Here is a 23983-nt window from a genome sequence, read left to right as displayed (position 1 = left end):
CGCTCCGGTCGCTCGGGAGGCCCGTTCAGCGCAGCAGGACGCGCCGCCCGTCGACCGCCACCTCGAGCTCGAAGCCGTCGGCGCCGGCCTCGACGACCTCGACCGCCTCCTCGCCCGCCTCGCCGACGATGACCCCGAGCGCCCGCAGGCGCGCGGTCTCGCCGGCGACGTCGGGCGTCAGCCGGCGCAGCGCCACGAGCTCGAGCGTCGGCAGCCCGTCGAGGCCCGGATGGGCCGTCGCGCCCCAGTCGATGAGGAACGGCGGATGCGCCTCGCCCTGCTCCGGCCGCGCGAGCCGCCACGCGAGCTCGCGCCCGTCGGGCGTCCGGCGCGAGAGCGGCTCGACGTCCTGGAACGGCACCCCCGACGCGCGGGCGGCCGCGACGGCCGCCTCGATGTCGTCCGGCCGCGCCGAGAACGTGACGACCCGCGGCCCGTCGAGCCGGTCGATGCCGAAGGTGTCGACGCGGTCGGCGCTCCAGCCGGCCTCCGCATCCGGGCCGATCACCTCGAGGTACTGCCGCACGCGACGGCCGCCGCGCGTGAAGGCGATGAGCGCGTTCGCGGTGCCGCGCGGGTGGCGGCCGCCGGGCGCGGCGCGCACGCCCGTGACGGCCTCGACGTGGGCGACCGCGGCCGCGAGGTCGGGGCCGGCGAGCACGACGTGGTCGATCGCTGCGGCCACCTGCGTCTCGACGCCGGTCATCCCACGACCTCCGGCTCGCCGAGCGAGAGCATGAGCCGGTTCGCCCAGTTGAAGAACGCCGCCCCGGCGATCGCGTCGACGATCGCGGCGTCGTCGAGCCCCGCGGCGCGCAGTCGCTCCACGTGCTCGGCGTCGAACGCGGCAGGCGTGGCGGCGAGCGCCGCCGAGGCGTCGACGATCGCGTCGAAGCGCTCGTCGACCCGCACGCCGACGCCCTCGTCGAGCAGCCGCTGCACGTCGTCGGTGCGGCCCGAGAGCCGCGACGCGGCACGCGCGTGCACCGAGGCGCAGAACACGCAGCCGGTCGTGCGCGACGACGCGGCGGCTGCGAGCTCCCGCTCCCAGCGCGGCAGCCCGCCGTCCTCGTTGCCGAAGATGTCGAGGTCGGTGAGCGTGCGCGCGCGCAGCGCCTCCGGGTCGCGCGCGAGCAGCCGGAAGTAGGGGCTCGCGGAGCGCGACGCCTCGACGAGCGCGTGCCGCTGCACGTCGGTCAGCGCATCCTCGGGCACGGGCGGCGCCCACGGCACCCAGCCGAGCCCCTCCTGCGTGAAGCGGTCGGGCCGGCGCAGCGCCGGGTAGTCGCGGATCTCGGTCATGCGACGGCCCCCTCGAGGTCGGCGTCGGATCTGGATGCGGCGGATGCGGGCGCTGCGGCGACGGCGCGGAGGCCGTGCACGAGCCGCAGCTGGAAGGCGAGGAACGCGACGAGCTGGCTGAGCGAGACGATCGCGTCCGCGCCCCAGCCGGCGTCGACGAGCGCCCGGAGCGTCTCGGCCCTCGCGTCGCGCGGGTGCAGCACGAGCAGGTGCGCGTGCTCGAGCGCGGCGCGCAGCCGCTCGGGCACGACGGGCGCGTCGATGCGGGCCTCGGGGCCTGCCACCGCCTCGCCCGCGAGCGCCGGCTCGCGGTAGTCGCCGTACGGCCCGTGCGCGCGGCCCGCGTCGGCGGCGTCGCGCACCGCCGCGACGAGCGCGGCGTCGGCCTCGTCGGCGAGCAGCTCGAGGTAGAACGCGGCGCTGCGCGAGCGGTCCTCGTCGGCGTCGTGGAGCACCGCGACGTACGCGGCGACCGCGTACCGCTCCGCGAGCGTCAGCTGGCCGGGCTCGGCCGGCTCGAGCAGCGCGAGGAAGCTCTGCTGCGCGTGCTCGCGCGCATCGGGCCTCGCGCGGCGGATCCGGTCGAGCGCGGATCCCGGCTCGATCTCGGCGAGATGGTCGATGACGTCGTCATGCGACATGGCGTTCCTCCTCCTCGTGGTGCCCGACCCTCCAGCCGAGCGCTGGCGCGACCTCGCGCGCGAACAGCTCGAGCGACCGCGCGACGAGGTGCGCCGGCGGATCGATCGAGTGGACCTGGATGCTGACCTCGCTCGCGGCGTTCGCGACCGCGTCGCGCCGGAGCGCCGCGACCACCTGGCCGGGCGTGCCGATGATCGTCTCGCTGCGCTCGAGCAGGGCCTCGAGCGGCAGCCCCTCCGGGACGCCGCCGTGCAGCGCAGCGAGCTGGGCGTCGATGGCTCGGGCCGCGCGCGAGGCGAGCTCGCGCCCCGTCTCGGCGTCGTCGACGACGACGACCGTGCGTGAGGCGAGGATGCGCGGCGCCGCGCCGCCGGGGAGCGCCGCCCGGTACGCCTCGACGGCAGGCCGCTGCACCTCCCAGACGCGCGGCGGCGTCGCGCCCTCCGCGAGCCCCGGGGGCGGCGGCTGCACGCGCGAGAGCATGAGCCCGTCGCCCTGCGCGCCGATGAGCCCGGCGCCCTCGGCCGAGAAGGTCGCCTGCCAGAGGCGGTCGGCGAGGCCGGGCGCGGCCGGGTACAGCACCTCGTCGGCCGAGCCGTCGAGCAGCGTGCGCAGCCGGTGCAGCTTCGCGTCGTAGATGGCGCGCCGCTGGGCGGGATCCTCGCCGAAGGCGCTGAGCGTGCGCGGGCTGCCGCCGGTGCCGAGGCCCAGCTCCACGCGCCCGCCCGCGATCGTGTCGAGCACCGCGGCGTCCTCGGCGACGCGCGCGGCCTGCTCGTGCGCGAGCGTGACGATGGCGGTGCCGAGGCGAATGCGCTCGGTGCGCGCGGCCGCGGCGGCGAGCAGCACGAACGGCGAGGGCAGGCCGCCCTCCCGGCCGTCCAGGTGGTGCTGCGCCACCCACGCGGAGCGGAAGCCGAGCCGCTCGGCGAGCTCGACGTGCTCGAGCGCGGTGCGGTAGCGCTCCGCCGCCGACGCGTCGTCGAGCAGCCGGGTGAAGAAGCCGATCGTGGGAGCCATCAGGCCACCTCCAGTCGCAGGTCGTCGTGCGCGGCTCGGCGGTCGTCGACCGAGCGTCGGTCGTCGGCGGGCGTGGGCCGCAGCCACTCGGGGGCGGGCACCGCGTCGAGCAACGCGCGCGTGTACTCGTGCTCGGGCGCGAGCAGGACACGCTCGGCGGCACCGGTCTCGACCGCCGCGCCGCGCCGCAGGACGGTCACGGAGTCGGCGATCCGGCGCACGACCGCGAGGTCGTGCGTGATGAACAGGTAGGTGAGGCCGAGGTCGCGCTGCAGCGACTCGAGCAGCTCGAGGATCTGCGACTGCACCGTGACGTCGAGGGCCGAGACGGCCTCGTCCAGCACGACGACCTCGGGCTCGATGATGAGCGCCCGGGCGATCGCGACGCGCTGCCGCTGGCCGCCCGAGAGCTCCCGCGGGAGCCGGTGCGCGACGTCGGCGGGCAGCGCCACCTGGTCGAGCGCGGTCGCGACCCGCCGGGCCAGCGCGGCGCGGTCGCGCACGCCGCCCTCCGCAGGTCCCCAGTTGCGCAGCGGCTCGCCGATCGCCTGCGCGATCGTGCGGCGCGGGTCGAGCGAGGCGTACGGGTTCTGCGACACGAGCTGCACGAGCCGGCGGATCGAGCGGTCGCGCCGCCACGGGCTGCCGCCCGCGGCGAGCACGTCGCGGTCGCCGATCCGGATGCTGCCCGCGGTCGGCGCGTGGAGCGCGGCGACGGCCCGGCCGATCGTCGTCTTGCCGGAGCCGGACTCGCCGACGAGCGCGTGCGTCGTGCCCCGCTCGATCGCGAAGGCGACGTCGTCGACGGCGCGGAACGCATCCCGCCCGTGCCCGTACTCGTGCACGAGCCCCTCGACCCGGACGAGCGGCGCAGCCGCATTCGGGCCGGCGGCGCGCGCGGGCCGCGGCGCGACGTCCTGCAGCGCGGGGGCGTCCGCGAGCAGGGTGCGCGTGTACGCGGTCGCGGGCGCCCGCAGCACCTCGCGGGCGGGGCCGGCCTCCTCGAGCGCGCCCTGCCGCAGCACGGCGATCCGGTCGGCGCGCTCGGCCGCGACGGCGAGGTCGTGGGTGATGAGCAGCACGCTCGAGCCGAGCTCGCCCCGCAGCTCGTCGAGCAGGTCGAGGATGCGGCGCTGCACGGTGACGTCGAGGGCGCTCGTCGGCTCGTCGGCGACGATGAGGTCGGGCTCGAGCGCGATCGCCGCGGCGATGAGCGCGCGCTGCCGCATGCCGCCCGAGAGCTCGTGGGGGTACTGCCCGGCGCGGCGCTCGGGGTCGTCGAGGCCGACGCGGTCGAGCAGCTCGACGACGCGGCGGCGGATGCTGTCGCGGTCCCGCCAGCGCGCGTCCTCCCGGTGGATGCGCAGCGGCGCCGCGACCGACGCCCCGATCGTCTGCACGGGGTTGAGCGAGGAGCCCGGGTCCTGCGGCACGAGCGCGATGCGGCGGCCGCGCAGCTCCTGCACCGCGCGGGCGGGCAGCTTCGCGAGGTCGACGGGCCGCCCGGCGAGGTGCAGCTCGATGGAGCCCGCCTCGACGCGGCCGCCCTCGGGCAGCAGCCCGATGATCGACTGCCCGATGGTGGTCTTGCCGGAGCCCGACTCGCCGACGAGCGCGAGCACCTCGCCGCGGCCGAGCTCGAGCGAGACGCCCTCGACGGCGGTGCGGCGGACGTGGCCGGAGCCCTGGCGGGTGCGGTACGAGACGGCGAGGCCGTCGACGCGGAGGAGCGGCTCGGTCATGCGGTTGCCTCCCTGATGGCTGCCGCGACGCGGTTCGCGGCGAGGACGACGGCTGCCACGACGACGCCGGGCAGGGTGGTGAGCCACCAGCTGGTGGCGACGTAGTCGCGGCTCTCGGCGATGAGCAGGCCCCACTCGGGCGTGGGCGGCGGGGCGCCGTAGCCGAGGAAGCCGAGCGTCGAGATGGCGAGGATGGCGCTGCCGAACTGCAGGGCGGCGAGCGCGAGCACGGCGCCGAGGGAGTTCGGCAGCACGTGGCGGCCGAGCACGGCGAGGAACGTGCCGCCCGAGCCGAACGCGGCCTCCACGTAGTCGCTGCGGCGCACGCGCACCACCTGCGAGCGGGAGAGCCGCGCGAAGACGGCGATCGAGGTGACACCGACGGCGATCGCGGCGTTCGTGACGCCGAAGCCGAGCAGCACGATGACGCTGAGCGCGAGCAGCAGGCCGGGGATGGCGAGCAGCACGTCGACGACGCGCATCACGGCGTCCTCGACGAGGCCGCCGACCGAGCCGGCGAGCACGCCGAGCGCGGTGCCGACGACGAGGCCGACGAGCACGGCGATCGCGGCGCCCGCGAGCGAGTTGCCGGCACCGAAGATGACGCGCGCGAGCAGGTCGCGGCCCGTCGCGTCGGTGCCGAAGGGATGCGCGGCGCTCGGCGCCTGCAGCGCCTCCGCCGCGACGCCCGCGATGGGGTCCTGGCTCGTGAAGAGCCAGGGCAGGAACGCCCACGCGAGGGCGACGGCGAGCACGAGCACGGCGACGACGAGGGTCGCGCGGGGCTTGGGCCGGGCGGCGCGGGCCGGAGCCTCGGCTGCGCCCGCGGGGAGCAGGGTGAGGGCGCTCATGCGCGCACCTCCTTCCGGAGCCGGGGGTCGATCGCCGGCGCGACGAGGTCGACCACGAGGTTGATGACGACGAAGGCGACGGCCGAGATGACGACGACCGCCTGGAGCACGGGGATGTCGCGCGTCGCGACCGCGTCGGCCGTGAGGCGCCCGAGGCCGGAGCGCGCGAAGACCGTCTCGGTGACGACGGCGCCGGCGATGAGCTCGCCGAACAGCACGCCCGCGATCGTCAGGGTCGGCAGCAGCGCGTTCCGCGCCACCTCCCGCTGCAGCAGCCACCCGGCCGAGGCGCCGCGGGAGCGGGCGACGGCCACGTAGGGCTCCGCGAGGGTGTCGTCGATCGCGCGGATGAGCACCTGCGCGAGCGGCGCCGCGATGGGGATCGCGATGGTCACGACCGGCAGCACGAGCTGCTCGGCCGCGTTCGCGCCGATCACGGGGATGAGCCCGAGCCGGAACGACACCACCTGCAGCAGCACGATGCCGATCCAGAACACGGGGATCGAGACGAACAGCGGCGGCAGCGAGCGGAACGCGCGGCGCAGCGGCTCCCAGCGACCGAAGGTCGCCAGGGCGGCGATGCCGACCGCGAGCACCGCCGCGAGCAGGAAGCCGAGCCCGGCGAGCGCGAGCGTCGGCGGCAGCGCCGCCGCGATGAGGGTCGACACCTCCGCGCCGGTCTGCAGCGAGGTGCCGAGGTCGCCGGTGAGGAAGCCCCAGGCCGAGAGGCCCAGCTGCACCCAGACCGGCTGGTCGGCGCCGTAGGCGGCGCGCAGGTCGGCGAGCTGCTCGGGCGAGAGGCCGAGCTCGGGGCTCGCGTACCGGGCGACGATCGCGTCGCCCGGCAGCGCGTGGAGGAGGAGGAAGGCGAGCACGAACGTCGCCGCCACGACGAGCGCCGCCTGCCCGATGCGGCGCAGCGCGCGGGCGCGCGTGCCGGATCGCGGTGCCGCCGGTCGGCGGCCCGCGGGGCCTCCCGCCTGCTGGCCGCCCTGCTGCGGACGTCGGACTGCGATGCTCATGCCCGCCTCCCGCTCAGCCCTCGAGCCAGACGTTCGCGAGCGAGGGGCGGCCCACCGACTCGGTGAGGAACCCGTGCACGCGCGGCTGGACGCCGTAGACCTGCGGCTCCTCGAAGAACGGCAGCACGTACGCCTGCTCGGTGAGGTAGGCCTGCACGGCCGCGTCGGCCTCCTCGCGGCCCTCGGTCGTCGGCGCCGCCGCGACCTGCTGGAGCAGGTCCTCGAGCTGCGGGTCGACCGGGTTGCCGTCGGCGTCGGCGTTCTGCAGCGTGTTGCGGTTCTCGATCGAGTACTGGCTCTTGATGACGTCGAAGTCCGCCCGGCCGACCATCGAGTGGTAGATCTGGATCTGGTCGATGTCGGCCGATGCCGCGGTCTGCGCCGCCTGGTCGCCCTGGAAGAGCTCGAGCTCCACGCCGATCTCGCGCAGCTGCTGCGCGACGAGCGTGATGACGTCGCGGGAGCGGGGCTGCGGCAGCGCCTCGTTCACGACGAGGTGCAGGCGCTCGCCGTCGCGGGTGCGGATGCCGTCGGCGCCCGGCTCCCAGCCGGCCTCGTCGAGCAGCTGCGCGGCGCGCTCCGGATCGAACGCGTAGGCGTCGCCCTGGTCCTGGTAGCCGAGCGCGGTCTGCGACAGCGACGAGGTGGCGAGCGGGTAGTGCTCCGAGAAGATCGACGAGACGATCGCCTCGCGGTCGATGCCGGCGATGAGCGCCTGCCGCACGCGGATGTCCTCGAGCAGCGGGTGGTCGAAGCGGAAGCTCAGGCCGTTGTTCACGCCGTTCGTCTGCGCCGAGACGATCTCGAGGCCCGCCGAGGCGACCTCCTCCTCGTGCTGCGGCTCGACCTGGCGCGCGATGTCGGCCTGGCCGGCCGTCAGGGCGCCGATGCGGACGCTGTCCTCGGGGGCGATGACGATGTCGACGGCGTCGACGTACGGGCGGCCCTGGTTCGGGAACGACGCCGGCGCCCAGGCGTAGTCGTCGCGGGCGGCGAGGCGGATCGACGTGCCGACCTCCTCGGCCTCGACCACGAACGGGCCGGCGCCGATGATCTCGGTCGCGTTGCCGGGGCCGAAGCCCTCGGAGTCGCGCTCGAGCGTCGCGTCGGCGAGGAGGCCGGAGTTGATGGTCGAGACGGCCTGCGCGAAGCCCGGCGCCGGGGCGCTGAAGGTGAAGCGCACGGTGTCCTCGTCGACCACCTCGCCGGCCTCGAAGTCGTTGACCGCCTCCGAGACGATGAGCGCGCGGTCGGTGTCGCCGGTGCCGAAGAGCTCGATGTTCGCGACGACGTTCTCGGCCGTGAGCGGCGTGCCGTCGGAGTAGGTGACGTCGGTGCGGATGTCGAACGTGTACTCGGTCGCGTCCTCGTTCACCTCGGGCAGGGCCGTGGCGATCCAGGGCTCGAGCTCGAGGGTCTCGGGGTCCTGGTAGAGGAGGCGCGAGGTGAGGTTGTTGACGAGCGCGCCGTTCGGGTAGAAGCCGGCGGCCGGCGGGTAGAGCGAGCTGTAGGCCTGGTGCTCGAGGTAGGTGAGCGTGCCGCCGACGACGGGCTCGCCGCTGCCGCTCGCGGCGGGCGACGTGGCCTCGCTCGCCGAGCAGGCCGAGAGCGCCAGGGCGGCGACGACGGCGCCGGCGACGGCGACCCGGGAACGGGAGGGGATTCGGACCATGATGGACCTCCATAAGCAGTGCTTGGTGCAGACCCAAGTAGAGCCGATCCCGGCGCCGCTTGCACGCACCGCTGCAACGCGGCGTCACACTTCGCCCTTCGCTGGTCGAGGAGCGCGCCGCCGCAGGCGGCACGCGTCTCGAGACCACCGCCGCTCCGCACGAACGCCGACGGCGCGCACCGGCCGGAGCCGATGCGCGCCGTCGAGCGGAGCGGGCCGCGTCAGCGCACCGCCACCGCCTCGCGGGCGCGGGCGGCCGCCTCCACGAGGTTCCGCAGGCTCGCGACCGTCTCGTCGTAGCCGCGCGTCTTCAGGCCGCAGTCGGGGTTCACCCACAGCAGGCGGTCCGGGATCGCCCCGGTCGCCGTCGCGAGGAGCGCGTCGAGCTCGTCGGCGGCCGGGACGCGGGGGGAGTGGATGTCGTACACGCCCGGGCCGATGCCGCGGCCGTAGCCGTGCGCCTGCAGCGGCTCGACGATCTCCATCTTCGAGCGCGCCGCCTCGATGCTCGTCACGTCGGCGTCGAGGCCGTCGATGGCGTCGACGACCGTGTTGAACTCCGAGTAGCAGAGGTGCGTGTGGATCTGCGTCGCGGGCGCGGCGCCCGCCGTCGCGAGCCGGAACGCACCGACCGACCACGCGAGGTACGCCGGGCGCGCCTCGACGCGGAGCGGCAGCAGCTCGCGCAGCGCCGGCTCATCGACCTGCACGATGCGGATGCCGGCGGCCTCGAGGTCGGCGATCTCGTCGGCGAGGGCGAGCGCGACCTGGTCGGCGGTGTCGCCGAGCGGCTGGTCGTCGCGCACGAACGACCACGCGAGGATCGTCACGGGGCCGGTGAGCATGCCCTTCACGACCTTCGACGTGAGCGACTGCGCGTACGCGATCCACTCGACGGTGAAGGCCTCCGGCCGCGAGACGTCGCCCCACAGGATCGACGGTCGCGTGGCGCGGGAGCCGTAGGACTGCACCCAGCCGTGCTCGGTGGCGGCGAAGCCGTCGAAGTGCTCGGCGAAGTACTGCACCATGTCGTTGCGCTCGGGCTCGCCGTGCACGAGCACGTCGAGGCCCAGCTCCTCCTGCAGCTCGACGACGCGGCGCACCTCGGCGCGCAGCACCTCGCGGTAGCCGGCGTCGTCGAGCTCGCCGCGCGCGTTGCGGGCGCGGGCGACGCGGATGTCGCCCGTCTGCGGGAACGAGCCGATCGTGGTGGTCGGCAGCGGCGGCAGGTCGAGCGCCGCGCGCTGCTGCTCGTCGCGCTCGGCGTAGGGCGCGCGGTCGCGGGCGCCGGCCGGGAGCGCGGCGAGGCGCTCGCGCACGGCGCCGTCGCGCACGCCCGGGGCGGCGGCGCGGTCGGCGACGGCGGCGCGGGATGCGGCGAAGCGTGCCTCGTCGACGTCGCCGGCGACCGCGGCGGCGAGCGCCACGACCTCCTCGACCTTCTGGTCGGCGAAGGCGAGCCACGACACGAGGCGCTCGTCGAGCGAGGTCTCGGCGGCGAGGTCGTGCGGCACGTGCTGGAGGCTCGTGGAGGTGCCGACCGAGGTGGGGCGGCGCTCCGAGAGCCAGCGGAGCGTGTCGAGCGCGGCGTCGAGGTCGGTGCGCCACACGTTGCGGCCGTGCACGACGCCGGCCACGAGCGGGCCGTCGCCGGCCGGCGCGCTGCCGCGCACGAGGTCGACGGCGATCGCGTCGACGGCGTCGGCGAGCGGCTCGACGCGGCCGGCGGCGTCGCCGTGGCCGACGTGCAGGAGCACCTGCAGGCCCGCGGCGCGCACGGCCTCGGCGCCGGCGCGCGCGACGGCCTGGAGCTCCTCGAGGGTCGCGCCGTCGAGGTCGGCGACGAGCGCGGGCTCGTCGAGCTGCACCCAGCTGGCGCCGGCGGCGGCGAGCGCCTCGGCGAGCGCGCCGTAGGCGGGCACGAGGCGATCGGCGAGGTCGATGGGGCGGATGCCCTCGGCCTTCGCGAGCGCGAGGTACGTCGCGGGGCCGACGATCACGGGGCGGCCGTGCACGCCGGCGCGGCCGGCCTCGACGAAGCGGTCGACGATCCGGGTGTCGGCGAGCGAGAACGCGGTGTCGGCGTCGAGTTCGGGCACGAGGTAGTGGTAGTTCGAGTCGAGCCACTTCGTCATCTCGAGCGGGGCGTCGTCGCCCTCGCCGCGGGCGAGCAGCCACTCGCCGGCGAGCCCGGCGGGCACGCGGCCGCGCAGGCGCGGCGGCACGGCGCCGAAGGTGAGCGTCGCGTCGAGCACGTGGTCGTAGTGGGCGGCCTCGACGGGGATCGAGGCGTCGTCGGCGCGCAGCCCGAGCGCGACGAGCCGCTCGAGGTCGGCGACGCGGTTCGCGCGGGCGGCCTCGTGGAAGGCGGCGTCGTCGATCGCGCCGCGCCAGTGCGACTCGAGGGCGCGCTTGAGCTCGCGGCGTCGCCCGATGCGCGGGTAGCCGAGGATCGTGCCGCCGGGGAACGGGCCGGTCGTGGTGGTCATGGGGGTCCTCCGTGGTGGTGCTGCTGCCGGCTCAGCCGGCGTGGGCGGGGATCGCGCCGACGCCCGCGAGGACGTCGACGGCGGGTCGGTGGTCGTTGAACGTGTAGAGGTGCACGGCGTCGACGTCGTGCTCCTCGAGCGCGCTGATCTGCGCGATCGTCGCGTCGACGCCGATGCGGACGGCGTCGGCGGGCGTCGCGGCGGCCTCGAGCCGGTCGGCGAGCACGCGCGGCACGCGCTCGCCGGCGAGCTCGGCCGAGCGGACGAGCCTGCGGAGCGTCGTCGGGATGACGACGCCTGGCACGATCGGGATCGTGACGCCCTTGGCGCGGGCGAGCTCGACGAACCGCACGTAGTCGTACGGGTCGAAGAAGAGCTGCGTGATCGCCATCGTCGCGCCGGCCGACTGCTTCGCGAGCAGCGCGTCGACGTCGCTGCGGTGGATGCCCGAGCCCGGGTGCCCGTTCGGGAAGGCGGCCACCGCGATCTCGGCCGAGGCCCGCCGCTCGCCGATCGACGAGGCGCGAAGGCCCGGCAGCGGCGTCTCGGCGTACGGCACCCGCTCCGACTCGACGCGCTCGATGAGCTGCACGAGCTCGGCGGCCGACGACAGCGTCGTGCGCGGCCGCTGGGCGGGGTCGCGCGGCTCGTCGCCGCGGAGGGCCAGGAACTTCGTGATGCCGGCGTCGAGGAACTGCCGCACGAGCCGCGCGGTCTCGTGCACCTCGAGCCCGACGCACGTGAGGTGCGCCATGGGGCTCTGCCCGCCGTCGAGCAGGCGCTGCAGCACGGCGAGCGAGTGGTGCGTCGAGGAGCCGCCGGCGCCGAACGTCACCGACACGAACTCGGGGTCGAGCGCGATGAACGCGTCGACCGCGGACTCGACGCGGCCCGAGGATGCGGCGTCGCGGGGCGGGAAGAGCTCGAACGAGTAGCGCACGCTCATCGCTCCAGCCCCTCGAGCGCCTGCCGCAGGTCGGCGACGATGTCGTCGGCCCGCTCGATGCCGATCGAGAGCCGCACGAGGCCGGGCGTCACGCCGAGCGCGAGCCGCTCCGCCTCGTCGAGCTTGCCGTGGATGGTGCTGCCGGTGTGGATCGCGAGCGTCCGCACGTCGCCGATGTGGGTCATCTGGCTCACGAGCTCCAGCCGGTCGAGGAAGGCGCGGGCGGCCTCGCGGCCGCCGGCGAGGTCCAGGGAGACGACGGATCCGGCGCCGCGCGGCAGCATCCGCGCCACGACCTCGGCGCGGTCGGCGTCGAGCGAGGGGTGGTGGATGCGCGCGATCGCGGGGTGCCCCCGCAGCGCGTCGATGACGGCGTGGGCGTTCTCGACGTGGCGCTCCATGCGCAGCGAGAGCGTCTCGATGCCGTGGAGGAGCAGGAAGGCGCTCTGCGGCGGCAGCGTGGGGCCCTGCTCGAGCACGACGACCGAGCGGAGGTACGCGCCGTACGCGCCGCGGCCGAAGCGCTCGGCCCAGGACGGCGCGCCGTGCGGACGCGCTGCGTGCAGGTGCGGGAAGCGCTCCGGGTCCCAGTCGAAGCCGCCGTCGACGATCGCGCCGCCGATCGCGGAGCCGTGGCCGCCGAGCCACTTCGAGGTGGAGTGGATGACGATCGCGGCGCCGTGCTCGATCGGCCGGTTCAGGTACGGCGTCGCCACGGTGTTGTCGACGACGAGGGGCACGCCGGTGCGCGCCGAGACGCGGCCGAGCAGGTCGAGGTCGGCGACCTCGCCGAGCGGGTTGGCGATCGACTCGGCGTAGATCGCGCGGGTCGTGGGGCGCACGGCGCGCACCCACGCCTCCTCGTCGCTGTCGATCGGCAGCGTCTCGAACTCGAGGCCCTGGCGGCGCAGGAGGCCGCGCACCATCTCGCGCGTGCCCTCGTAGAGGCGGTCGGCGGCGAGGATGTGGTCGCCCGCCTCGGCGAGCGCGCCGAGCGCCGCGGCGATCGCCGCCTGGCCGCTCGCCACGAGCACGCCGTCGAGGCCGCCCTCGAGGTCGGCGATGCGTCGGGCGGCGACGACGTTCGTGGGGTTGTCGTTGCGCGAGTAGGCGCGGCGCGCGGAGCGGCCGGCGAAGCGCTCGACGCCGTCGTCGAACGACTCGAAGACGTAGCCGGCGCTCTGGTAGATGGGCGTGATGCGGGCGCCGGCCTCGGCGTCGATGATCGCGCCGGCGTGCACCTGGCGGGTCTCGAAGCCGAGCTCCGGCTCGGCGACCGCCTGCTCGTCGCGCACGCGCGCGTCCAGGGCGGTCATCGTGCTGCTCCCGCGGGGGCGAGCGCGGCGGCGATCCGGTCGACGGTCTCCTCGAGCACGGGCGCGGGCGTCGCGAAGACGAGCCGCACGTGCTGCTCCGAGCCGGCGCCGCACAGCGCGCCGTCGGTGAGGGTGACGCCCGCGCGCTCGCGGAGCGCCTCGGCCGGGCTCTCGCCCAGGCGCAGCGCCGCGACGTCGAGCCACGCAAGATAGGTGGCCTCGGGCGGGCGCCAGCGCACCTGCGGGAGGCGCTCGGCCACGAGGTCGGCGAGCAGGTCGCGGCTGCCCTGCAGGTAGCGCACGGTCTCGGCGAGCCAGGCGTCGCCGTCGCGGTAGGCGGCGGCCGAGGCGATGACGCCGAGCGTCGAGGCGCCGTGCACGACGGCGAAGCCGAAGCGCCGGTAGACGGCCTCGTCGGCCTCGTTCGACGTGATGAGCTGCGCGGCCTTGAGGCCCGGGATGTTCCACGCCTTCGAGGCGCTCGTGCCCGTGATCGTGTGGCCGGCCGCCGCCTCGGAGACCGAGGCGTAGGGCACGTGCACGCGGCCGTCGTAGCGGATCGCGGCGTGGATCTCGTCGGCGAAGACGCGGCCGCCGTGGCGCTCGACGAGCTCGCTGATCGCGAGCAGCTCCTCGCGCGGCAGCACGGTGCCGGTGGGGTTGTGCGGGTTGCAGAGCACGAGCGTGCGGGCGCCCGCGGCGAAGGCGCGGTCGATGCCGTCGAGGTCGTGCCGCCAGCGGCCGTCGACGACGACGCCCGGCACCTGCACGACCGGGCGGCCGAGCCGCTCGAGGTAGGTGAGGAAGGGCATGTACGCCGGGGTCGGCACGATGACGGCCGAGCCCTTCGGGGAGTACTCCTCGACGGCGACGCCCAGCGCCGCCATCACGTCGGAGACGGCGTGCACGCGGTCGGGGTCGATCGCCCAGCCGTGCTCGCGGGCCTGGTGGAGCGCGGTCGCCTCGGCGAGGTCGGCGGCGGTCGCGGGGGAGAGGTAGCCGAGCACGTCGTCGACGACGGCGCGCTGCAGGGCCTCCCGCACGGCGGGCGCCGTGCCGAAGTCCATCTCGGCGACCCACGCCCCGATCGTGCCCGGGTGGAGGCTCCACTTGCGGCTCGACGGCCGCTCGAGGTCGCTCCGCCGGATCGCGTCGAACGCGTGCTGCTCGCGACATCGGCCCGTCATGCGCATCCCTTCCGACGACGCCGCTCGGCGCCGGTGCGAGCCAGGATGACAGCGGGATGCGCCGGCCCGACAGCGGGCCGGTCACACTTCGCAACGCACGGTCCGGGGCGCGGCCGGAGGCTACGGCTCGACGGACGATCGACCGCGATGCGCGAGGAGCGCCGTGCCCCACAGCGCGACCACGACGGCGCCCGTGCCGACCGCCGCCCAGAGGCCCGCGGCGCTCGACACGACCACCTCGAAGATGAAGCTCGTGACGCCGACGACGAGGACCGAGACCACGGCGAGCGTCGCGATGAGGAACGCGTTCGCGAGCCGCACGATCATCCCCTTGCGCCGCTTCGCGAAGTGGAGCCGGTGCACGGCGACGGGCGTGAGGCCCAGGAGCGTCGCGAGCGCCGAGAGGCCGACGAGCACGAGGTAGTGGACGATCTCGTCGGCGTCGAGGTCCTCGAAGCGCGATTGGAAGGCGACGGCGAGCAGGAAGCCGGAGATGAGCTGCGTGCCGGTGAGCACGACGCGCAGCTCCTGCAGGATGTCCTCGAAGTTGCGGTCGGCCCGCTCCTCGGGGGTCTCGTCGCGTCCGCGGTCGTCGTCCATGGCGCGATCATGGCACGGCGCCGACCCCGATGGGGGACGGCGCCGCTGATTGCGGGCTCGACGGTCGCCGAGACCCGCCTCAGTGGTTCCTGAGCCGGTCGATGAGCTCGTCCTTCCTCAGGTCGGAGTAGCCCTCCAGGCCGAGCTCCTTCGCCCGCTCCTTGAGCTCCTCGACCGTGCGGTCCTCGTACCGCTCGGCGTCGCCGCCCCGCTCGCCGAGCGCCTCGCGCCCGTCGCGGGCGGCGGCGTTCGCGATGCGGGCTGCCTTCTCGGCCGAGCTCCCCTCGTCGCGCAGCTTCCGGTACAGCTCCTCGTCCTTGATTCTTGGGTTCGGCATCAGAACCCCCTCCCTCCGGTCACGGGCACGACGGCGCCCGAGACGTACGACGACTCCTCGCTCGCGAGATAGACGTAGGCGCCTGCGAGCTCGGCGGGCTGGCCGGCGCGGCCGAGGGGCGTGTCCTGGCCGAACTGCTCGACCTTCTCGTCGGGGAAGCCGGTCGCGGGGATGAGCGGGGTCCAGATCGGCCCCGGCGCCACGGCGTTCACGCGGATGCCCTTGGGGCCGAGCTCCTTCGCGAGCGCCTCGGTCATGGCGACCTGCGCGGCCTTCGTCATCGCGTAGTCGAGGAGGCCCGGGTTGGGGTCCTGCGCCTGGATGGACGTCGTCGTGATGAACGACGAGCCCGCGCCGAGGTGCGGGAGCGCCTCGCGGGCGATGACGATGGCGGCGATGAGGTTCGTGCGGAAGACCCGCTCGACCTCGGCGACGTCGAAGGTCTCGATGCCGCCGCGCTGCTTCTGGTACGCGGCGTTGCTGACGACGACGTCGAGGCCGCCGAGCGCCTCGACGGCGCCCGCGACCGCGTCCACGCAGCCCTGCTCCTCGCGCAGGTCGAGCGCCATCGCGTGGAAGGCGCGGCCCTCGGCCTCGACGAGCCGCTGCGTCTCGGCGGCGTCCTCGGCCTCCTCGGGCAGGTGCACGATGGCGACGTCGGCGCCCTCGCGCGCGTAGGCGACGGCGACGGCGCGGCCGATGCCGCTGTCGCCGCCGGTGATGAGGGCGCGGCGGCCCTCGAGGCGCCCGCGGCCGGTCCAGCTCGACTCGCCGTGGTCGGGCTGCGGCTCCATGGGGGCGGTGAGCCCCGGTTGCTCCGGCTGCTGCTGGGTCGGGAACTCGTCAGCGTGGTGCTTCGTCGTCGGATCCTGCGTGGTCATGCTCGTCTCCTTCGGTCTGCGGCTTGTACCCCGACGCTACGCGCGGGCGCCTGGACGCGGCAGGGGAGCGGACTGCGAGGACGGTGATGCCGACGGCGACGACCACGAGGCCCAGCCACCCGACGGCGCTCGGCCGCTCGCCGACGATCGCGACCGCGAGCAGCGTCGCGACGACCGGCTCGGCGAGGGCGATCGTGGTCGCGCTCGTCGAGGGCAGCGCGCGCAGGGCGTAGCCGAAGAGCAGGTACGAGAGCGCCATGGGCACGAGTCCCAGGTAGGCGATCGTGAGGACGCCCGTAGGGGAGGCGAGCGGGCCGACGCCGACGACGGCGAGGCCCACGAGGCACACGACGGCGCCCACGAGGAACAGCGCCCCCATCGAGCCGCTCGCGGTCGAGCCGCGGCGGATGAGGCGGGCGCCTGCGAAGGAGTAGAGGGCGTAGCCGAAGCCCGCGACGAGCGCGAGGAGGACGCCGAGCGGCGCGGCGCCCGGATCCTCGGCCGCGCCGCCGTGGCCGCCGATCGTGAGCAGCGCGATGCCGACGACGGCGATGCCCGTCGCGATCGTCCAGCGCAGGCCCGGCCGTCGGCGCTCCACCGCCCACTCGAGGAGGGCCGCGAAGATCGGGCCGGAGCCGAGCGCGACGACGTTGCCGACGGCGACGCCCGCGAGCGCCATCGACGGGTAGTAGAACGCCGGGTAGAGCACGACGCCCACGGCGCCGGCGAGCACCCAGCCGAGCTGGTCGCGGCGCCGCAGCACCGCGAGCACCCGCCGCGCGGAGAGGGCGGCGAGCACGACGCCGCCGACGCCGAAGGTCGCGAGGCCGATCGCGAGCGGCGACGAGCCCTCGGGCGCGAAGTGCGCGACCGTGCCGGTCGTGCCCCACAGCACCGCGGCGAGCAGCACGGCCGCCGCGTGCATCGGCTGCGCCGTCGCGGGCGGGGCGGAGGCGGCGGGCGGCACGCCTCCGATCCTAGGTCGCGTCGGCTATGCCTCGTCCTCGGGCTGGAAGACCGCCTCGATCGAGGTGCCGAACAGCCGCGCGATGCGGAAGGCGAGCGGGAGGCTCGGGTCGAAGCGGCCGCGCTCGATCGAGATGACGGTCTGGCGCGAGACGCCGAGCTCCTCGGCGAGCCGCTGCTGCGACCAGCCGCGCTCCTGGCGCAGCGTCGGCAGGGCGTTCTCCACGTCAGCCCCGCCGGCGCGCGACGAGGTACCGGACGCCGCAGCTGCCCATCGCGACGAGCAGCACGCCGACGAGCGCGACGACGACGTCGATCCGGAGGCCGGTGATGGCGAGCGCGGCGGTCGCGAGGCCGACCACCAGGATCGTGTCCGAGAAGGCGCCCTGCGCCGCGCGGTCGTACCAGGCGCCCTCGACGGAGTCCTCCGGCCGGTCGACGGCGCCGCGCAGGCTGTCGCGGTCGACCAGCAGCGCCCAGACGAGCGCGACGAAGGGCGCGACGGTCGAGCCGCCGATCGCGAGGCCGACGAGCAGCGGCGAGGGCGCCGCGATCATCGCGGCCGAGACGGCGCCCGCCGCGGCGGCCAGCAGGAGCCCCGCGGGGATCGCGATCGCCATCGCGGGCGTGCCGGCCGTGCCCCGCACCCGGCCCCATCGCGTCCGCCGGTCCGTCGTCGCTGCATCCATGTCGTCCTCCGTCGCTGCCGTTCGTGTCAAGCGTGCTTGACGTGTCAAGCGACCTTGACACATGGGTGCGCGGTCGCGCAAGCCTGCCGTGGCCCGGACGAGCGGCGCCCGTCCAGCGGCGGGTGCCAGCATGGCCGCATGCGCGCACGCCTCGCCGACCTCCTCGCCGGCGCCCGCCTCCTCCTGCGGGGCTTCGGCACCTGGGCTCGGGATCCCGGCCTCATGGCGCTCGGCGCGGTGCCCGCGCTCATCGTGGGCGCCGCCATGCTCGCGCTCGTCGTGGTCGTCGCCGTCAACGTCGAGGGCTGGGCCGCCGCGCTCTCGCCCTGGGCCGCCGGCTGGGACGACCTGTGGTCGGGGGCCGTGCGGTTCGCGATCGCGCTCGGCATCCTCGTCGGCACGGTCGTGCTGTGCGTGCTGAGCTTCGCCGCCATCACGCTCGCCGTCGGCGAGCCCTTCTACGAGCGCATCCGGCAGCGCGTCGACGAGCGGCTCGGCGCGGCCCCCGAGGGCCCCGAGCGCGGCTTCTGGGCGGGCCTCGGCTCCGGCCTCCGCGACGCGCTCGTGCTGCTGCTCATGGCCGCCGGCACGGCGCTCGTCGTGCTCGTCGCCGGGCTCGTGCCGCTCATCGGCACGGCGCTCGGCCTCGTGCTCGGCGCCGTCCTCGGCGGCCGCGCGCTCTCGCGCGAGCTCACGGGCCTCGCGGGGGAGGCCCGCGGCCTCGCGCTCGCCGAGCGCCGCGCGCTGCTCGCCTCGCGCCCCTGGCGCTCCCTCGGCTTCGGCATCGCCGCCTACCTCGTGCTGCTCGTGCCCGGGCTCGCCGTCGTCGCGACGCCGGCCGCGATCGTCGGCGCCACGCTCCTCGTGCGCGACCTGCGCGGCGAGGCGACGACCGCCCCCGAGCGCGCCGCGTAGGCTGGTCGCGCCCTCCAGACCCCTCCCGCTCGAAGGAACCATGCCCCACGCTGCACAGGTGCGCCGCGCCACGCCCGACGAGGTCGAGCGCTGGGACGCGCTCATCGAGGCGAACCCCGACGGCGGCCACATGGTCCAGTCGCGCGCGTTCGCCGAGACGAAGCGCTTCGACGGGCTCGAGCCGGTCTTCCTCGTCATCGACGCCCCGACGGCCGACGGCGCCGAGCGCATCCACTGCCTCGTGCTCGAGGGCCGCGTCTCGCTCGGCCGCTACTGGTACCTGCCGATGGGGCCGACGGCCACCGACATGGCGCCGGTGATCGAGGGCCTCCGCGCCTTCGCGGCCGCGGAGGGCGACGTGCTGGTCGTCAAGGTCGAGCCGCACCTCGAGTCGACCCCCGAGCGGATCGACGAGCTCGTCGCGCTCGGGCTCGAGCGCAGCCGCGACATGCAGGTCATGACGCACACGGTGGTGCTCGACCTCGAGCAGGGCGAGGAGGCGCTCTTCGCGTCCTTCTCGCAGATGATCCGCCGCCAGGTGCGCGGCGCGACGAAGAAGGGCTACCGCGTCGAGCGCCCCGAGCCCACGCAGGAGACCTTCGACGCGATGCACGCGATGATGCTCACCGTCGCCGGCGGCAAGGGCATGGCGGGCATGCGCGAGCGGGCCTACTACGACGCGTTCTGGGGCGCCTTCACCCGCGCTGGCGCGGGCCGCTTCTACTTCGGCTACGACGACGACACGGGCCGCCCGCAGGCTGGCATCTTCGTCACCACCGCCGGCCGCACGGTCGTCTACAAGGACGGCGGCTCGCGCCCCGACCGCACCATCAACGGCGGCTCGGCGCTGCTGCTGTGGACGGCGATGCAGGACGCGATCGCCGAGGGCAAGCTCGCCTTCGACCTCGCCGGCACGCCGCCGAGCGACCGTGCCGACGACGAGACGCACCCCTTCCACGGCCTCGCCCAGTTCAAGCTGCGCTTCGGCCCGATCACCGACTTCCTGCCCTCGTTCGACCTCGTGCTGCGGCCGCTGCGCCACCGCGTGTGGGAGGGGCTCGTCCGCCGCGTCGAGTGGCGCATCCGCAAGGGACCGGACACGCTCCGATGACCGCAACGACCGTCCGCTTCGCCACCGACGACGAGATCGAGCGCTGGGACGCGCTCATCGAGACGAACCCCGACGGCGGGATCATGACCGGCGCGCGCGCCATGGCCGCGATCAAGCGCTACGACCGGCTCGAGCCGCGCTTCCTCGTCGTCGAGGGCGCCGAGACGGTCTACGCGCTCGCCCACGAGGGCACCGTGTGGCTCGGCCGCTACTGGTACGTGCCGCTCGGCCCCACCTGCGCCGACCTCGAGGGGATGGTCGCCGCGATCCGCGCGTTCGGCCGGCAGCAGCGCGGGCTCCTCGCGATCAAGGTCGAGCCGCACCTGCTGCGCACCCCCGAGCTCATCGCCCGGATGGCCGCGACGGGCGCGGTGCGCAGCCGCGACATGCAGCTGCTCACGCACACGGTCGTGCTCGACCTCACGCGCGGCGACGAGCTCATCATGGACTTCCAGAAGAAGCTCCGCTCGTCGATCCGCGGGGCCGAGACCAAGGGCTACCGGATCGAGCGGATCGAGGCGCACGACGCCACCGAGGCCGACATGGAGCGCTTCTACGAGCTGCTGAAGACCATCAACGGCGGCAAGGGCGTCGCCGCGATGCGCGAGTACGCCTACTACCGGCTGTTCTGGACGGAGTTCGCGAAGACCCGCAACGGCCGCTTCTACTTCGGCTACGACGACGACTCGGGCGAGGCGCAGGCCGCGATCTTCGTGACGCTCGCCGGCCGCACGGCCGTCTACAAGGACGGCGGCTCGCGGCCGACCCGCAGCATCGCCGGCGGCGCCGCGCTGCTGCTGTGGCGCGCGATGCAGGACGCCGCCGCCGACGGCAAGGCCGCCTTCGACCTGTGCGGCACGCCCCGGCCCGAGCTCATGGACGACACGACCCACTGGTACCACGGCGTCGGCCAGTTCAAGAAGAAGTTCGGCCCGGTGGTGAGCTACCTGCCGTCGTTCGACGTCGTCCTCCGGCCGCTCCGCCACGTCCTGTGGGAGCGCGCCGTCCGACGGATCGAGTGGCGCCTGAAGCCCGGCACCGACGCGCTGCGATAGGGGAGCGATGACCGACCAGACGACCGCCGACCGTCCATGGACCCTCCGCCGCGCCGCGCAGCACGAGCTCGGGGAGTGGGACGAGCTCGTCCAGCACAACCCCGACGGCGGCCAGTGGACGCAGGGCGTCGCCTACGCCCGCCTCAAGGCCACCGAGCGGCTCATCCCGCGCTTCCTCGTGCTGGAGCGCGGCGTCGAGGAGCCGCCCGAGGGGGAGCCGGAGGAGGGGGAGCCCGTCGAGCGCGTCTACGTGCTCGCGCTCGAGCACCGCAGCCTCGCCGGCCGCTTCTGGTACCTGCCGCTCGGCCCCGGCGCCGCCTTCGACGACCTGGGCGGCATCGCCGAGGCGATCCGCGGCGCGCGCGGCGACGTCGCGCGCGGCGTGTACGCCGTGAAGGTCGAGCCGTACGAGCTCGACACCGAGGAGCGCCGCGCCGCGCTCGCCGCGGCGGGCTTCCGCGCCGCGAACACCATCCAGCAGAACGTGCACACCGTGCTCGTCGACCTCGCGCCGGCGGTCGAGGACATCTTCGCGGGCTTCCACAAGAAGCTGCGCAACCACATCCGCAACGCCGAGAAGCACGGCTACCGGGTCGAGAAGGTCGAGCACTCCGAGGCCACCTACGAGCAGATGTACGCGCTCATGCAGACCGTCGCCGGCGGCAAGGGCGTCGACACGATGAAGCCGTACGCGTACTACCACCAGCTGTGGTCGGAGCTGTGCGAGCGCGGGCAGGGGCACTTCTGGTTCGGCTACGACGGCGCCCACGACGGGCCGCAGGCCTCGGCGTTCATGATCGGCTTCGGCCGCTACGCGCTCGCGAAGGACGGCGGCAGCGTGCCCGACCGCGCCATCCGCGGCGGCGCCCACCTCATCCGCTGGACCGCGATGCAGTGGTTCAAGGAGCACGACGGCCGCGAGGTCTACGACACGTACGCGACGCCGCCCTCGTGGCGCGCCGACGACGAGACCCACCGCATGCACGGCCCGGGCATCTTCAAGCGGCTCTTCGGCCCGATCGTCGACCACCTGCCGAGCCACGACCTCGTGCTCGATCAGCGCCGCTACGCGATCTTCCTGCGGCTGCTGCTGCCCATCGAGCGCCGCGTCCGCCGTCGCCCGTGGGGCATCTGGTAGCGGCGCAGCGCCCGCTCAGCGCACCGGCCGCCCGCACAGCTCGTCGAGGTCCTCGCCGAGCAGCGTCGCGGTCTCGCGGTACATCGCCACGAGCCGCTCGCGCTGCTGCTTCGGGAGCCGCTCGAGCCGGTGCTCGAGGGCGTTGTCGACGAGGTCGGCGCGCTTCACGGCGACCGCGAGCTCGCTCGCGAGGATGCGCTCGACGTGCTCCGCGAGGCTCTCGCCCTCGCGCTTCGTCATCGCGTCGACCGCGTCGACGATCCGCTTCGGCAGCTTCGCCGCCACGAACTCGCGCAGCGAGATGCGGCCCCACTCGAAGACGTCGTGGAGGATGGCGACCGCCCGCTCGTCGTCGGTGCGCATCGCCAGCATCACGCGGATCGCGTGGGCGACGTAGGGGTCGCCCTGCCGGTCGGTGCGGCCGTCGTAGGCCCGCGCGGCGAGCTCGACGGCGCGATCGAGGTGGTCGTCCGCCATGACGCGAGCGTAGCCGGTGGCTATCCTGGGCGCATGTCACGCGTCGCCGATCCCGCCGAGCTCGCTCGCGTCCTGCGAGGCACCTGGTCGATCCGCGCGACGACGTTCCCGTACTGGATGAGCACCGACCGCAAGAACCCGCGCGTCACGTTCGAGCTCGTCCGCCCGTCGCCGCTGCAGCTGCGCGAGGTGTACGAGTACCACCGGCCCGACAAGGGCGACCGCGAGGTGATCGCCGAGGCGACCTGGGCGGGGCGCCACTTCTCGTGGCGGATGCTCGGCCGCTCCCGCCTGCTCTCGAGCGCCTACGTCGTCTCCGACACGCCCGCGACCGCCGACATCGTCGCGATCCACTACGGGCGCTCCGCGCTGCTGCGCCAGAGCGCGGTGTCGATCCTCGCGCGGCCGCACCTCGACCCGGACGACGTGCGCCGCGCGGTCTCGATCGACACGCACTCGTTCGAGCTCTCGGCCGACGAGTTCTGGCAGCTGCAGTGGCTCGCGCCCTACACGCCCTCGTCGCCGGCCTCGAGCGACTCGCGCGCCTGACGCAGGTCCTCCAGGAGCGCTCCGACGAGCACCCAGTGCTCGGGATGCGGGGCGGGCACGACGATCGGGCTCGTGAGCAGCGGGCCGTCGAGCGCCGGCATCGTCGTCGTGCGGCCGTCGGCGTGCGCGTGCCGATCCACGAGCGCGCGCACCTCGTGGGCGATGCGGCGCGACTCCTCGCCGATGCGCTCGACGATCGGCTCGCCCGCGAGCGAGTCGACGGTGAGCGCGCCCGCGCGGTCGGCGATCGTGCGCGACATGCCGATGACGCGGTTCGTGAGGATCGTGAGCGCCAGCAGCAGCCGCTCGTCGCGCTCGATGCGCTCGCCGAGGCCGCGGCGGCGGGGGTTGAGGCGCAGGGAGTCCTCGAGCGCGTCCATCGCGGCGCGGGTGGCCGCGATGCGACCGCGCAGCGCTCGAGCGTCGGCGAGCAGCCGCGCGGCGTCGCCCGTCTCGCCCGCGAGCGCGCCGGCGACGCGGTCGAACGCGTCGGCGATCGCGTGCGCGAGCTCGCGCAGCCGCCGCTCGGCGGGCTCGTGGTGCACGGGCGGCACGATCGCCACGTTGACGGCGAGCGCGCAGAGCGCGCCGATGAGCGTCTCCACGATCCGCTCGAGGCCGTACTCGGGGCCGGCGCCCGCGCCGAGCGCCAGCATGATCATGGCGCTGATCGGCACCTGGTTCGCCGCCATCGGCGCGAGCCGCAGGAGCCGAGCCAGCACGACGGCCGCGACGACCACCACGAGCACGACGAGCTCGCCGCCCTGGAGGCCGAGCGGCGCCTCCACGAGCCCGGCCAGCCACGCGAGCACGACGCCGCCCAGCACCCCGGCCGAGCGCTCGAGGCCCTTGCCCACCGACTGGTTCACGCTCGGCGCCACGACGAGCAGCGCGGCGATCGCAGCGAAGATCGGCATCGGCACGCCGAGCAGCAGCTGCGAGGCGAACCACGCGACCACGATCGCCACGCTCGTCTTCAGCACCTGCAGCCAGGACGCCTGCTGCTCGGTGAGGAGCAGCCCCAGCCATCGCATGCCGCCAGCCTATGCGCGACGACCTGATGTGCGGCGAGCCCG

Annotated in this window: 25 protein-coding genes; 5 read left to right on the top strand and 20 right to left on the bottom strand. The window is 74.9% G+C overall.

The features are described 5' to 3' along the window. Positions 1-25 precede the first annotated feature (25 nt). The 18 genes from IEW90_RS08430 to IEW90_RS08345 all read right to left on the bottom strand — a co-directional run bounded on the left by IEW90_RS08430 (position 26) and on the right by IEW90_RS08345 (position 17662). Positions 26-706 (bottom strand): VOC family protein, encoded by a 681-nt coding sequence (locus tag IEW90_RS08430; RefSeq protein ID WP_188717705.1) that lies wholly within the window; start codon positions 704-706, stop codon positions 26-28. Further along, positions 703-1302 (bottom strand): alkylhydroperoxidase domain protein, encoded by a 600-nt coding sequence (locus IEW90_RS08425; RefSeq protein WP_188717704.1) that lies wholly within the window; start codon positions 1300-1302, stop codon positions 703-705. Before IEW90_RS08425 ends, IEW90_RS08430 begins: the two co-directional genes overlap by 4 nt. Further along, the gene (locus IEW90_RS08420; protein WP_188717703.1) at positions 1299-1943 is read right to left on the bottom strand and encodes a CMD domain protein; all 645 of its coding nucleotides are present in this window, start codon (positions 1941-1943) and stop codon (positions 1299-1301) included. Before IEW90_RS08420 ends, IEW90_RS08425 begins: the two co-directional genes overlap by 4 nt. Beyond that, a complete protein-coding gene (locus tag IEW90_RS08415; RefSeq protein ID WP_188717702.1) occupies positions 1933-2964 on the bottom strand; it encodes an LLM class flavin-dependent oxidoreductase in 1032 nt (343 codons plus the stop codon). Before IEW90_RS08415 ends, IEW90_RS08420 begins: the two co-directional genes overlap by 11 nt. Then, the gene (locus IEW90_RS08410) at positions 2964-4706 is read right to left on the bottom strand and encodes a dipeptide ABC transporter ATP-binding protein (protein ID WP_188717701.1); all 1743 of its coding nucleotides are present in this window, start codon (positions 4704-4706) and stop codon (positions 2964-2966) included. Before IEW90_RS08410 ends, IEW90_RS08415 begins: the two co-directional genes overlap by 1 nt. Continuing rightward, on the bottom strand, positions 4703-5557 hold the full coding sequence (locus IEW90_RS08405) for an ABC transporter permease (protein ID WP_188717700.1): 855 nt from the start codon (positions 5555-5557) through the stop codon (positions 4703-4705). Before IEW90_RS08405 ends, IEW90_RS08410 begins: the two co-directional genes overlap by 4 nt. Then, complete coding sequence (locus IEW90_RS08400) at positions 5554-6579, bottom strand: ABC transporter permease (RefSeq protein WP_188717699.1); 1026 nt, start codon at positions 6577-6579, stop codon at positions 5554-5556. Before IEW90_RS08400 ends, IEW90_RS08405 begins: the two co-directional genes overlap by 4 nt. 13 nt (positions 6580-6592) lie before the next feature. After that, complete coding sequence (locus IEW90_RS08395) at positions 6593-8251, bottom strand: TIGR04028 family ABC transporter substrate-binding protein (protein ID WP_188717698.1); 1659 nt, start codon at positions 8249-8251, stop codon at positions 6593-6595. A 221-nt stretch (positions 8252-8472) separates the two neighbouring features. Next, a complete protein-coding gene (gene metE, locus IEW90_RS08390) occupies positions 8473-10740 on the bottom strand; it encodes a 5-methyltetrahydropteroyltriglutamate--homocysteine S-methyltransferase (protein ID WP_188717697.1) in 2268 nt (755 codons plus the stop codon). A gap of 31 nt (positions 10741-10771) precedes the next feature. Then, entirely contained in the window at positions 10772-11686 is a 915-nt protein-coding gene (locus IEW90_RS08385; protein WP_188717696.1) for a methylenetetrahydrofolate reductase, read from the bottom strand. Continuing rightward, positions 11683-13002 (bottom strand): O-acetylhomoserine aminocarboxypropyltransferase/cysteine synthase family protein, encoded by a 1320-nt coding sequence (locus IEW90_RS08380; RefSeq protein WP_188717695.1) that lies wholly within the window; start codon positions 13000-13002, stop codon positions 11683-11685. Before IEW90_RS08380 ends, IEW90_RS08385 begins: the two co-directional genes overlap by 4 nt. Beyond that, positions 12999-14189, bottom strand: coding sequence for a MalY/PatB family protein (locus IEW90_RS08375; RefSeq protein ID WP_188717694.1), 1191 nt, complete (start codon positions 14187-14189; stop codon positions 12999-13001). The genes IEW90_RS08380 and IEW90_RS08375 overlap by 4 nt, the downstream gene beginning before the upstream one ends. Positions 14190-14309: 120 nt before the next feature. Beyond that, a complete protein-coding gene (locus tag IEW90_RS08370) occupies positions 14310-14789 on the bottom strand; it encodes a DUF6328 family protein (protein WP_188717693.1) in 480 nt (159 codons plus the stop codon). A 79-nt stretch (positions 14790-14868) separates the two neighbouring features. Continuing rightward, on the bottom strand, positions 14869-15126 hold the full coding sequence (locus IEW90_RS08365) for a DUF7218 family protein (protein WP_188717692.1): 258 nt from the start codon (positions 15124-15126) through the stop codon (positions 14869-14871). Continuing rightward, the gene (locus tag IEW90_RS08360; protein ID WP_188717691.1) at positions 15126-16007 is read right to left on the bottom strand and encodes an SDR family oxidoreductase; all 882 of its coding nucleotides are present in this window, start codon (positions 16005-16007) and stop codon (positions 15126-15128) included. The genes IEW90_RS08365 and IEW90_RS08360 overlap by 1 nt, the downstream gene beginning before the upstream one ends. After that, a complete protein-coding gene (locus IEW90_RS08355; protein WP_229679557.1) occupies positions 15970-16974 on the bottom strand; it encodes a DMT family transporter in 1005 nt (334 codons plus the stop codon). Before IEW90_RS08355 ends, IEW90_RS08360 begins: the two co-directional genes overlap by 38 nt. 24 nt (positions 16975-16998) lie before the next feature. Then, positions 16999-17199: a helix-turn-helix transcriptional regulator gene (locus IEW90_RS08350; protein WP_188717690.1), complete on the bottom strand. Its 201-nt coding sequence runs from the start codon at positions 17197-17199 to the stop codon at positions 16999-17001. A 1-nt stretch (position 17200) separates the two neighbouring features. Then, positions 17201-17662 (bottom strand): hypothetical protein, encoded by a 462-nt coding sequence (locus IEW90_RS08345; protein ID WP_188717689.1) that lies wholly within the window; start codon positions 17660-17662, stop codon positions 17201-17203. Between the two features lie 138 nt (positions 17663-17800). Here IEW90_RS08345 and IEW90_RS08340 point away from each other — a divergent pair, with 138 nt between their 5' ends. Genes IEW90_RS08340 through IEW90_RS08325 form a run of 4 tightly spaced genes read left to right on the top strand, consistent with a single transcriptional unit; the run spans position 17801 to position 21881 of the window. Then, positions 17801-18577: an EI24 domain-containing protein gene (locus IEW90_RS08340; RefSeq protein ID WP_188717688.1), complete on the top strand. Its 777-nt coding sequence runs from the start codon at positions 17801-17803 to the stop codon at positions 18575-18577. A gap of 40 nt (positions 18578-18617) precedes the next feature. Next, positions 18618-19688, top strand: coding sequence for a lipid II:glycine glycyltransferase FemX (locus IEW90_RS08335; RefSeq protein WP_188717687.1), 1071 nt, complete (start codon positions 18618-18620; stop codon positions 19686-19688). Further along, entirely contained in the window at positions 19685-20743 is a 1059-nt protein-coding gene (locus tag IEW90_RS08330; RefSeq protein WP_188717686.1) for a lipid II:glycine glycyltransferase FemX, read from the top strand. The genes IEW90_RS08335 and IEW90_RS08330 overlap by 4 nt, the downstream gene beginning before the upstream one ends. A 7-nt stretch (positions 20744-20750) precedes the next feature. Continuing rightward, a complete protein-coding gene (locus IEW90_RS08325) occupies positions 20751-21881 on the top strand; it encodes a lipid II:glycine glycyltransferase FemX (RefSeq protein ID WP_188717685.1) in 1131 nt (376 codons plus the stop codon). Between the two features lie 15 nt (positions 21882-21896). Here IEW90_RS08325 and IEW90_RS08320 read toward each other — a convergent pair whose 3' ends face one another. Beyond that, on the bottom strand, positions 21897-22358 hold the full coding sequence (locus IEW90_RS08320) for a hypothetical protein (protein WP_188717684.1): 462 nt from the start codon (positions 22356-22358) through the stop codon (positions 21897-21899). A 33-nt stretch (positions 22359-22391) separates the two neighbouring features. Between IEW90_RS08320 and IEW90_RS08315 the strand changes: the two genes are divergently transcribed. Continuing rightward, a complete protein-coding gene (locus tag IEW90_RS08315; protein WP_188717683.1) occupies positions 22392-22907 on the top strand; it encodes a hypothetical protein in 516 nt (171 codons plus the stop codon). Here IEW90_RS08315 and IEW90_RS08310 read toward each other — a convergent pair. After that, entirely contained in the window at positions 22865-23941 is a 1077-nt protein-coding gene (locus tag IEW90_RS08310) for an FUSC family protein (RefSeq protein WP_188717682.1), read from the bottom strand. The genes IEW90_RS08315 and IEW90_RS08310 overlap by 43 nt on opposite strands. Positions 23942-23983 lie beyond the last annotated feature (42 nt).

The organism is Agrococcus terreus (assembly GCF_014645235.1).
In the GTDB taxonomy this organism is placed as follows: domain Bacteria; phylum Actinomycetota; class Actinomycetes; order Actinomycetales; family Microbacteriaceae; genus Agrococcus; species Agrococcus terreus.
The sequence above is the reverse complement of the archived record's forward strand: the minus strand, read 5'-3'. Positions and strand labels throughout refer to the sequence as shown.

What these genes read in the sequence shown, in the direction of transcription:
- IEW90_RS08430 (WP_188717705.1), bottom strand. Translation starts at nt 706, where the DNA reads ATGACCGGCGTCGAGACGCAGGTGGCCGCAGCGATCGACCACGTCGTG.
- IEW90_RS08425 (WP_188717704.1), bottom strand. Translation starts at nt 1,302, where the DNA reads ATGACCGAGATCCGCGACTACCCGGCGCTGCGCCGGCCCGACCGCTTC.
- IEW90_RS08420 (WP_188717703.1), bottom strand. Translation starts at nt 1,943, where the DNA reads ATGTCGCATGACGACGTCATCGACCATCTCGCCGAGATCGAGCCGGGA.
- IEW90_RS08415 (WP_188717702.1), bottom strand. Translation starts at nt 2,964, where the DNA reads ATGGCTCCCACGATCGGCTTCTTCACCCGGCTGCTCGACGACGCGTCG.
- IEW90_RS08410 (WP_188717701.1), bottom strand. Translation starts at nt 4,706, where the DNA reads ATGACCGAGCCGCTCCTCCGCGTCGACGGCCTCGCCGTCTCGTACCGC.
- IEW90_RS08405 (WP_188717700.1), bottom strand. Translation starts at nt 5,557, where the DNA reads ATGAGCGCCCTCACCCTGCTCCCCGCGGGCGCAGCCGAGGCTCCGGCC.
- IEW90_RS08400 (WP_188717699.1), bottom strand. Translation starts at nt 6,579, where the DNA reads ATGAGCATCGCAGTCCGACGTCCGCAGCAGGGCGGCCAGCAGGCGGGA.
- IEW90_RS08395 (WP_188717698.1), bottom strand. Translation starts at nt 8,251, where the DNA reads ATGGTCCGAATCCCCTCCCGTTCCCGGGTCGCCGTCGCCGGCGCCGTC.
- metE (WP_188717697.1), bottom strand. Translation starts at nt 10,740, where the DNA reads ATGACCACCACGACCGGCCCGTTCCCCGGCGGCACGATCCTCGGCTAC.
- IEW90_RS08385 (WP_188717696.1), bottom strand. Translation starts at nt 11,686, where the DNA reads ATGAGCGTGCGCTACTCGTTCGAGCTCTTCCCGCCCCGCGACGCCGCA.
- IEW90_RS08380 (WP_188717695.1), bottom strand. Translation starts at nt 13,002, where the DNA reads ATGACCGCCCTGGACGCGCGCGTGCGCGACGAGCAGGCGGTCGCCGAG.
- IEW90_RS08375 (WP_188717694.1), bottom strand. Translation starts at nt 14,189, where the DNA reads ATGACGGGCCGATGTCGCGAGCAGCACGCGTTCGACGCGATCCGGCGG.
- IEW90_RS08370 (WP_188717693.1), bottom strand. Translation starts at nt 14,789, where the DNA reads ATGGACGACGACCGCGGACGCGACGAGACCCCCGAGGAGCGGGCCGAC.
- IEW90_RS08365 (WP_188717692.1), bottom strand. Translation starts at nt 15,126, where the DNA reads ATGCCGAACCCAAGAATCAAGGACGAGGAGCTGTACCGGAAGCTGCGC.
- IEW90_RS08360 (WP_188717691.1), bottom strand. Translation starts at nt 16,007, where the DNA reads ATGACCACGCAGGATCCGACGACGAAGCACCACGCTGACGAGTTCCCG.
- IEW90_RS08345 (WP_188717689.1), bottom strand. Translation starts at nt 17,662, where the DNA reads ATGGATGCAGCGACGACGGACCGGCGGACGCGATGGGGCCGGGTGCGG.
- IEW90_RS08340 (WP_188717688.1), top strand. Translation starts at nt 17,801, where the DNA reads ATGCGCGCACGCCTCGCCGACCTCCTCGCCGGCGCCCGCCTCCTCCTG.
- IEW90_RS08335 (WP_188717687.1), top strand. Translation starts at nt 18,618, where the DNA reads ATGCCCCACGCTGCACAGGTGCGCCGCGCCACGCCCGACGAGGTCGAG.
- IEW90_RS08330 (WP_188717686.1), top strand. Translation starts at nt 19,685, where the DNA reads ATGACCGCAACGACCGTCCGCTTCGCCACCGACGACGAGATCGAGCGC.
- IEW90_RS08325 (WP_188717685.1), top strand. Translation starts at nt 20,751, where the DNA reads ATGACCGACCAGACGACCGCCGACCGTCCATGGACCCTCCGCCGCGCC.
- IEW90_RS08320 (WP_188717684.1), bottom strand. Translation starts at nt 22,358, where the DNA reads ATGGCGGACGACCACCTCGATCGCGCCGTCGAGCTCGCCGCGCGGGCC.
- IEW90_RS08315 (WP_188717683.1), top strand. Translation starts at nt 22,392, where the DNA reads ATGTCACGCGTCGCCGATCCCGCCGAGCTCGCTCGCGTCCTGCGAGGC.
- IEW90_RS08310 (WP_188717682.1), bottom strand. Translation starts at nt 23,941, where the DNA reads ATGCGATGGCTGGGGCTGCTCCTCACCGAGCAGCAGGCGTCCTGGCTG.